General features: G+C 62.7%; 5 protein-coding genes. All 5 read left to right on the top strand.

Translation table 11 applies throughout. From position 1 onward, the window contains the following. Positions 1-3535, top strand: a 3535-nt coding sequence (gene vccA, locus BV106_RS02410) for a Verru_Chthon cassette protein A (RefSeq protein WP_265595253.1), incomplete at its 5' end; no start/stop codon positions are given. Positions 3536-3554: 19 nt separating this feature from the next. Further along, on the top strand, positions 3555-4115 hold the full coding sequence (gene vccB, locus BV106_RS02405; protein WP_038159967.1) for a Verru_Chthon cassette protein B: 561 nt from the start codon (positions 3555-3557) through the stop codon (positions 4113-4115). Between the two features lie 36 nt (positions 4116-4151). After that, on the top strand, positions 4152-5219 hold the full coding sequence (gene vccC, locus BV106_RS02400; RefSeq protein WP_081891464.1) for a Verru_Chthon cassette protein C: 1068 nt from the start codon (positions 4152-4154) through the stop codon (positions 5217-5219). Then, entirely contained in the window at positions 5216-5911 is a 696-nt protein-coding gene (gene vccD / locus BV106_RS02395) for a Verru_Chthon cassette protein D (RefSeq protein WP_038159963.1), read from the top strand. Before vccC ends, vccD begins: the two co-directional genes overlap by 4 nt. A 52-nt stretch (positions 5912-5963) precedes the next feature. Continuing rightward, on the top strand, positions 5964-8529 hold a 2566-nt coding region (locus tag BV106_RS02390; protein ID WP_038159960.1), incomplete at its 3' end, for an autotransporter-associated beta strand repeat-containing protein.

Raw genomic sequence — 8529 nt, 5'->3', positions numbered from 1 at the left:
CTCTGTGCCCGTGCCCCTGGGCAGGGACTTCTCGCCCACCGATTTTGCCAACGTTCAACAAGCCCTGCGGGAACGGCTCTTCGCCACCGTGGATGAGTTCCTGCTGCGCAGTGCCATCGATGGCGGTGAGCGCCGGGAGATTGATCTGGGCGGCTCCACGCTCTGGTCCGGCATGACCAAGGCGGATGTGGTGGAGCGGCTCCGCTTCTTCATGACGACCAACAGCAAGGCGCCGGAGATGAACCCCTATGGCATGCCGAAGATCGCCATGTGGCCGCTGTACAACTCCCTCTCCGCCGCCCAGGAGCAGGAGTATCGCACCGTCTTTGACCGGCTGATCGCCCGCTCCTCCACCATCGCGGGTTCAGAGTATTACTTCCGCCGGCAGAACTCGAACTCGCAGACGGAGATCAGCGGGATCACCCGCAACAACCAGCTCTTCAACTACCTGATGGCCATGACGGACCGTCCGGTGCCGGGGTTCTCGCCCGGTGGAGAGACTTTCGTCACCAAGTATGGTGACAACCGCCAGCAGATCCTGGTGGAGATCTTTGATTACATCCGCAGCACCAATCTGTATGATGACTCCATCGCAGAGCGGGCTCTGGGCACGGACTCGCCTGCCGTCACCGGTGCCCCGGGTGGGCGTCTCACCGCCTACTCCGCCACCGGCGGTCTGCGGTCGAAGACCTTCACGCCCATGCGCGTGGGCAAGAACTCCGGCGACGTGGGCCAGGTGAGCATGGGTAGCTGGCCCGGTCACGGGCAGGTGGTGCCCTCCGTCCTTCCCAAGGGTTCAGATGTTTACCGTGGCATGGGCCGCTTCGCGACCATCAGTGAGGCCGCCATGCAGTTCATCTGCTGCGCACAGAGCACGGACCGCGCGGGTGGCGAGAGCGCTCTGAAGAAGTCCATGGAGGCGGGGGATTTCGACCCTCTTCAGGTGGACCCGACCTCCCCCTACAAGCCGACCAACCACAAAGCCCCCCCGTGGGATGAAGTGTCCCGTTGGTTCTCGAACTTCCCGCCACTGGACCCCGTCAATGCCGACCCCAGCAAGGGCTTCTACAAGAACCAGTACCCCACGGATCCGAATGACCGGCCCTTTCAGGTGGACATCGCAGGGAACGATCCGAAACATCCCGGTTACAATCCACGCTACTGGAACTGGACGCTGGACCGGAACAAGCCGCTGCCGGACTACCACAAGCGCGTGCAGGCCACGTTCCTGCTGGAGTGGTTCATCCCCAGTGCTGGCTGGTCGCTCATCAATCCCGATTACGAGATTGAGGTGGATGCCAGCGCCCTGTCGATCAGCGGCAAGAAAATGTTCACCAAGGATCAAGGCAAAGGCCCCGGTGTCATCGTCATCAAGCCGTGGAATCAGATCAACAGTGCATTTGAGATCTATCAGCGCGGCGGCACCACGTCCTTCCGTGGTTTTCTGGGTGGTAGGAAACTGCCCGGCGTCGGCAGCATGCCGGCCGACGTGGGGTACACAGGTACTCAGCAATCAGGCAACATTGCCAACGGTCATCGCTATGACCTCATCAGTGACTTCTTTGACATCCCGACCTCGGGCCCTGGTGGGGATATCATCCCCTTCGACGGAGGCAATGTGAAGGTGACGCTGCGTGCTACGGGGGGCACGGCACCGAGCCAGACCTATCAGATCTTCCATTTCAATTTCCCTTCCGGGAGCCTGCCCGCACCCCGTCTCGTGACAGAGACTCAGGCCCCCTATACGCTCAAGCGCGTGGATGGCACCTGGGACACACGGTACATGGTGCCGCCGCCCTACTGGTGGTCTTTCCATGTCGATGGTGCCTTGGGCCGCGATAAAGATGGCGTGCTGGCGGTTCCCCCCAATGCCGATGCAAACGTGGACAACACCGGCAACGTGGAACTGGGTGGTCGCTTCCGCCGGGTGACTGATGCCACGGATTTCAGCGGACGTCGCAGCGGCAACTTCGCCGTCTTAGAGGACACCATCCAGTCGCTTGTCATCGGTCACGGTGATCCCCGGCTGGTGATGGGGCGGTATGACGTGCCCGCCAGTGAGTTCGTCCCGCATCGCTATTACGGCCAGCAGCCTCTGGCGCACAACATGGTGCTTGCGAACATGAATGCAGGCCCTGGTCGTGATCTGGGCACGGATCAGGCGGTGACACGACGCTTTATTGATGGGGCCACCTATCCCGACAACTGGCGGCCGGACATTCCCTTCCCGGCCAACAGCAGCGATTCCCAGCGCGTCGCGCTGAAGTCCATCCGCAAGTACGGCGACTTTGACCGCGGCATCACCAACATGGAGGACGGTGCCTACATCAACAAGCCGGATGAAGGAAACTCCTTTGTGACCTGGATGGACACTGCCAAGTCCTACAAGGCGGTGCCTTACTTCTCGCACACCTGGATCTCCTGGACGGGCGGCTCCACGTATTTTTCCCCGAACCGTCAGGTGTCCTCACCCGGCATGCTGGGCTCACTTCCCTCCGGCGTGCATCAGGGCACGGGGGCGAGCCCGGGCGAGCAACGGGAGGGCTGGCGCACGCTTCTCTTCCGTCCGCAGTTGCACCGCACCATTCCGGCCGGTTCTGATGAGCGGCCGCACCTCGGCGCACCGGCGAGCATCAAGGTCACGAACCCGAGCGGTGGCAAGCAGCAGGTGCTGGCCATGGGCGGCACCTTCCCGCCGGACTACACCTTCATGGATTTCTTCTGGATGCCCGTGGTGGAGCCCTACGCGATCAGTGAGCCCGGCTCCACCTCTGGCAAGATCAACATGAACTACCAGATGGTGCCCTTCCGCCACATCCGCCGCGCCACCGGCCTCTATGCGGCGATGAAAGGGGAGATGATCCACTCCCTGCCGAAGGCGGACACGGACAAGTATCTCTCCCGCCCTGGTCCGGCCCCGGCCGGCCAGAATGAGACCTGGTTCAGGAAAGAAAGTGACGGCTTGTACTGGCATCGCTCCGTGGATGCAGATGCCACGCTGGCCCTGTTCGACGAGCGTTTCCGCTGCGGCTTCTCGTTCCTCTCCCCCTCCCAGATCTGCGAGATGTTCCTGCTGCCGAAGCGGGCGTCGAACACGGACACGGCGGTGCCGGTGGTGTGGGCCAATACGCTGACGGGCAACCTCAGCCAGACCTCCACCAACTCCATCTCCAAGTTCTGGCGGGATCATGCCCCCACGGCGGACAACCTGAAGGAGAAGCCCTACGCCAACCTCTATCCGAAGCTCACCACCCGGTCAAACACCTTCCAGGTCTACGTCCGTACCCAGGTCATCCGGAAGAGCCGCTCCTCAGACCCCACCAAGTACATCGACGGCTCAGACCTTGTCACAGGTGAGTACCGCGGTTCCGCGGTGATTGAGCGCTATCTGGATGTGGATGCACTGGCGGCACTGCCAGTCTCCCAGCGCGACTACGCCCAGGGCAGCGCGACCATCATGATGAATGAGACCACCCGCAAGCCGCTGGATGCCTACCACCGCTTCCGGATCCTTTCCCAGAAGAGCTTTGATTGATCCCCCACCACCAGTTGCCATGAAAGCGGTCCTCCCATCTCTGTCATCCACCCAGCAAGCCCGCCGCCGTCGCCGGTTGGGCTTCTCCCTGGCGGAGGTGACTATCGCCCTTGCCATCGCTGCGGGCGGCTTCGTGTCCCTGCTGGGACTCCTCCCTCACGGGCTGGATCTCTCCCGTCGCTCTGCAGAGATGGCGGCCAAGACCCGCATTGTGGACTACATCTCCGGCGAGCTGGCCAGCACCCCGTGGCAAAACCTGAGCTGGACTGGCCATGGCACGACGGACGGCATGCGGAGGTACTTTGATGATCAGGGCGTGGAAGTCCAGCCATCAGAGATCAGTGCCGGGGCCTTCGTCAGCTATGTCGCCTCCGTGTACCTCCCTCCGCAGAATGCCATGGAGGTGAAGCTCCCGCTCACCTCGGGCAACTCCCAGCAGGAGAAGTATATGAAGCGCGCGCTGGTCTTCATCGCGCAGACCCCGGACCAGAGCTTCTCCTTCCCGGCGCCAGACTCGCTGCCGCGCAACGTGAGCTACAGCGCCCTGCTGATCCCTGACATGGGGCTGCCCACTCCCTGACGGAAACCCCTCAAGGCTCTGCCACTGCCCCCGGACATGTTATTACCTGCATCCCTTTCCTCTTCCCGACCCCGGGCCTTCACCCTGGTGGAGCTGCTCGTGTCCATGACCGTGCTCGCGATGATCATGGTCGTCTCCGCACAAGTGATCACGGAGACCCAGCGCACGTGGACCCAGGGCAGCGCCCGGGCCGAGCAGTTCCGGGAGGCGCGGGTCGCCTTTGAGGCCATCACGCAAAACCTGCGCCAAGCCACGCTGAACCCCTACACCACCTACCTCTACAGCAACGGCACCACGGTGCCCAGTGACAAGACGGATGCGCCGCAGTCCTATGTGCGCAAGTCCGAGCTGCAGTTCATCACCGGCAGGTCTGCCTCCCTGCTGGGCGGAGGGGATGCCTCCGCCACCCCGCTGCACGGCGTCTTCTTCCAGGCCGCTCTCGGCGTGAGCAATCGCGCTGGCTACGATGGCATGACCGACCTGCTCTGCGGTCGCGGCTATTTTGTTTCCTATGGCTCAGACCAGGGCTGGCGTCCCCCGCATGTCACCAACAGCCGGTTCCGCTACCGTCTCATGGAGTATCGCCCCGCGTCTGAGAAGAACAGCGTGTACTCCGTGGATCCAGGGCTGTGGTTCGCAGACGCGCTCAAGCAGGGCGTCACTGCCGCAGACTCCGGGGCCTTTCGTGCGGCCACCCGCCCTGTCGCTGAGAACATCCTGGCGTTGATCATCTCTCCTCGCGTGGCCAAGGAAAACCTCGTCGGTGGGGGCGGCGATCCCACCTGGATCGCCCCCGGCTATGAATACGATTCCACGAAGGTCGTTGTGGGTGGGGGCACCACGGATCCCCAGGGCACCCAGCACCTGTTGCCGCCCATCGTCACCGTCACGCTGGTGGCGATTGATGAGGCCTCCGCCCGGCGGTTGGAGGAAATCTCCGGCGAGAATACGCCATCGGTCATTCCCGCAGGACTCTTCACGAACGTCGCGAATTTCGAGAACGATCTCACCACCCTGGAGGCCGCCCTGGTTGAGAACAAGCTGACCTACCGGGTGTTCAGCTCGGCCGTGGCCCTCCGCAACGCCAAGTGGAAGAACTTATGACGACAAACACCATCCAGGTTGCCACGCCTCCTGCGCCACGGGCCCAGGAGGTTTTTGTCCATTCAGCCATCCCCGGCCGCCGCTGCGTCTGGCGAAGGGGTTTTACGCTCGTGGAGATGCTGGTCGTCGTGGCCATCATCGGGATGCTGCTGTTCATCGCCACGCCGTCCATCCTGGGCACCCTGGAGGCCAGCCAGCTCACGAATTCCGGCACGAGCCTTTCCTTCAAGCTCTCCCTCGCCCAGCAGATGGCCGTGTCGAGAAAGAAGCCGGTGGAGGTGCGGTTCTATACCTACACGTACAACGGCGTCTCCGCCGTGCGGGGCTATCAGCTCTTCCTCCAGTCTGACCCCAATGCGGCGAACTTTGGGCTCAAGGCCATTGAAGGCCCGGAGTACTTCGGGGACGGCAGCGTGGTCGGCCTGACCGGTGCACTATCGCCCCTGCTGCAAGGGGGCGGCACGAATGCCACAGAGGAGCCCTGGGCCTCCAAGGGGGCCGGTACCAGCTATCACCGGGTCGTCTTCTATCCGGACGGTTCCACCAATCTCAATCTCTCGCTCGCGCAGGCCTTTCTCACCCTGGGAGCGGAACGCTCCCTCACGGAGGGAGGATCTGGGGCTGCCCCGCCCAACTACTTTACTGTTCAGATCGATCCGGTCACCGGTAGAACCAGGACTTACCGTCCCTGATTCCGCCAGGATTGTTTCCTTATTCTTTCATATTCCGCGCTGCTGATTTCCCATGAGTTTCCGTCCTCTTCAATCGCTCCTCTTGATTGCCGCCATCCAGGCTTGTCCGCTGACCTCGATGTTTGGGCAGGATCGGTATTTTGACGCGACCAATGCCGCCGGGCTCAATGGTCCCACTCCCAACACCACCGTCGTGCCGTGGAACTCCAATGTGTGGCAGGGCACGGACAATCCCGGCACCGCCGCCCCTTCCGGCTGGGTGGATGGGAGCACGATATTCTTCCAAACCCCAGACGTGAACCGCCTGGGTGTGACCGGGAGGGTGGTGATCAATGAACTCTATCAGACGCTGGGGAACGGGACTTACATCGGCGGATCAGGCACGTTGGAGATTCAGGGCAGCTACCTCGCGAACTACTCGTCCGGAGTCTTGCACTTCGCCAAGAGCCTGACCTTGGATCTGAATCCGGAAGAGCGGGGCTCGACGGACCAGACGTGGGATACCGCCGCTGGTGACATCGTGGTGGATGCCGTCATCTCCGGCAGTCTGCCTGGCAATCCGCTGTTCGGGGGCGGACTGCTCAAGATGGGGACGAACACCCTGTACCTCAACAATGCGAACACCTACACCGGCGCGACCACGGTGAACCAGGGGTGGATTCACCTGGGCAACACCCGGGGCCTGGGGCTCAGCAATGTCACCTTGGCCGGCGGCGGCATCCGGTATGGCTCTGGCATCACGGTGGATCTCTCCCCCAGGATCACAGAGATCGCGGGCAGCGGCGGCGTCATCGATACCAATGGCAACAACATCACCTTCAGGAAAAGCCTCGTAGGTAGCGGAGCCCTGACCAAAACGGGCGAGGGTCGGCTGACGCTGAGGGCCTCTGCCGGGGACGTCTCCTTTGGCGGGTCCATTGTCGTGGAGCGGGGCATCCTGGCGCTCGCGGCGGGCACGGGTTTTAGCAACAACTTCATCCCCACCGGCGGCATCGTCGTGAATGACGGAGCCACGCTCGACATCTCCGGGCTGCTGGACACGGTGACTACCGTCACGGCACCCATCTCCCTCACCGGACGCGGCGTGGACAATCTGGGCGCCCTGGTGAAAAACTCGAGTGCCGACTGGGACCCCGGCTTCTCAGGTCTCACCCTCACCGGACACACCACCATCGGCACCTTTGGGAACCGCCTGGACATCGACGGAACCTCTGAGGCCAACGGCTTCAGCATCACCAAGATTGGCAGCGGATCTTTCCAGATGGACAGCTCGTTCAACAATCTGGGGAACGTGTATGTGAAGCAGGCCGAGGTAGGCTTCCACGGAGGCTCTAGTTTTGGAAACAACACAGGTGCCTTGGTGATCAACTCAGGTGCCGGCGTCTCCTCCTGGGAGCGCGGTGTGGACGGGGACAAGGGCATCACCCTCAACGGTGGCTACATATCGAGGACTGGCCGCAACACCGCTGCCACCTCCGTGGGCCGCCTCCTCGTGGCGCGGGGCGGGCTCAATCTGGCCTCCGGGCACTCGGAGTTCCGCAACAACATCGGCGCATACAACTACGTCGTGTACCAGCTCAACACCATCAACCGGCAGCTGGGTGCCACGTTGAATGTACAGGATACCTCCATGCTCTCCACCACCGGCACGGTGGGCGGCACGCCGCAGCTGGGCAACCCCACGCTGGTGACCACCAGCACCACCAACACCAACGGCATCATCGGAGGTTATTTTATCTATGGGAACAACACCTGGGCGGTGAATGCCACAAACGCCACCAACGGGACCGTGACCGGGCTCACCACCTTTGAGACCAGCTTGGATCCCACCGTGTGGGAGGACGCCACGCCGAAGAACGTCAGCCTGAACGGCAATGCGACCACCTCCATCGCCAGCGACCTCACCATCAACTCGCTCCGTCTCACCGCCGCCTCCACGGTCAACATTGATGCCTCCCGCACGCTCACCCTCCACACGGGTGGCCTGCTCGTCACCGGCAGCGGTGCCACCACCATCGGCGGGGCCGGCACCTTGCGCGGCGCGGCCGGGCAGGATCTGGTGATCCACCAGAACAGCTCCCAGACGCTGACCATTTCTGCCGTCATCGCGAACAACGCCGGGGCCACCGCCCTCACCAAGACCGGAGACGGGATGCTCGTGCTCTCCGGCACGAACACCTATACCGGCAACACCTACATCAACGGTCGCGCCGGTGGTGGCAGCAGCACCGGACAGGCCATCCTCTCCGTCACCAACCTGGCGACGTCCGGCTTCGACAACCTGGGCAGCACCAGCAACCAGATCTACTTCAACAACGGTGTCCTCCGCTATGCAAACACGACGACGGATGCCACCACCAGTCGTACGGTGAACCTCCTCTCCGGCGGCGGCACCTTTGATGTCCAGACCAGTGGCCGCATCCTCACCCTCTCGGGCAAGATCACCGGGGAGGCCCTGGCCAGCGATGAGGGCTTCTTCTTCGGGCAGGGCAACCTGAACAAAGTTGGCTCTGGAACCCTGGTGCTCACCAGCGGTGACAACGACTACACCGGCTCCACCGTCGTCAGCGCCGGTACCCTGCGCCTCGCAGGCGCAGGCAAGCTGGGCGGCCGGAACG

Source organism: Verrucomicrobium sp. BvORR106, from assembly GCF_000739655.1.
Taxonomy (GTDB): Bacteria; Verrucomicrobiota; Verrucomicrobiia; order Verrucomicrobiales; family Verrucomicrobiaceae; genus Verrucomicrobium.
The sequence above is the reverse complement of the archived record's forward strand: the minus strand, read 5'-3'. Positions and strand labels throughout refer to the sequence as shown.

Coding starts and splice junctions, on each gene's coding strand:
- vccB (WP_038159967.1), top strand. CDS start 3,555: ATGAAAGCGGTCCTCCCATCTCTGTCATCCACCCAGCAAGCCCGCCGC.
- vccC (WP_081891464.1), top strand. CDS start 4,152: ATGTTATTACCTGCATCCCTTTCCTCTTCCCGACCCCGGGCCTTCACC.
- vccD (WP_038159963.1), top strand. CDS start 5,216: ATGACGACAAACACCATCCAGGTTGCCACGCCTCCTGCGCCACGGGCC.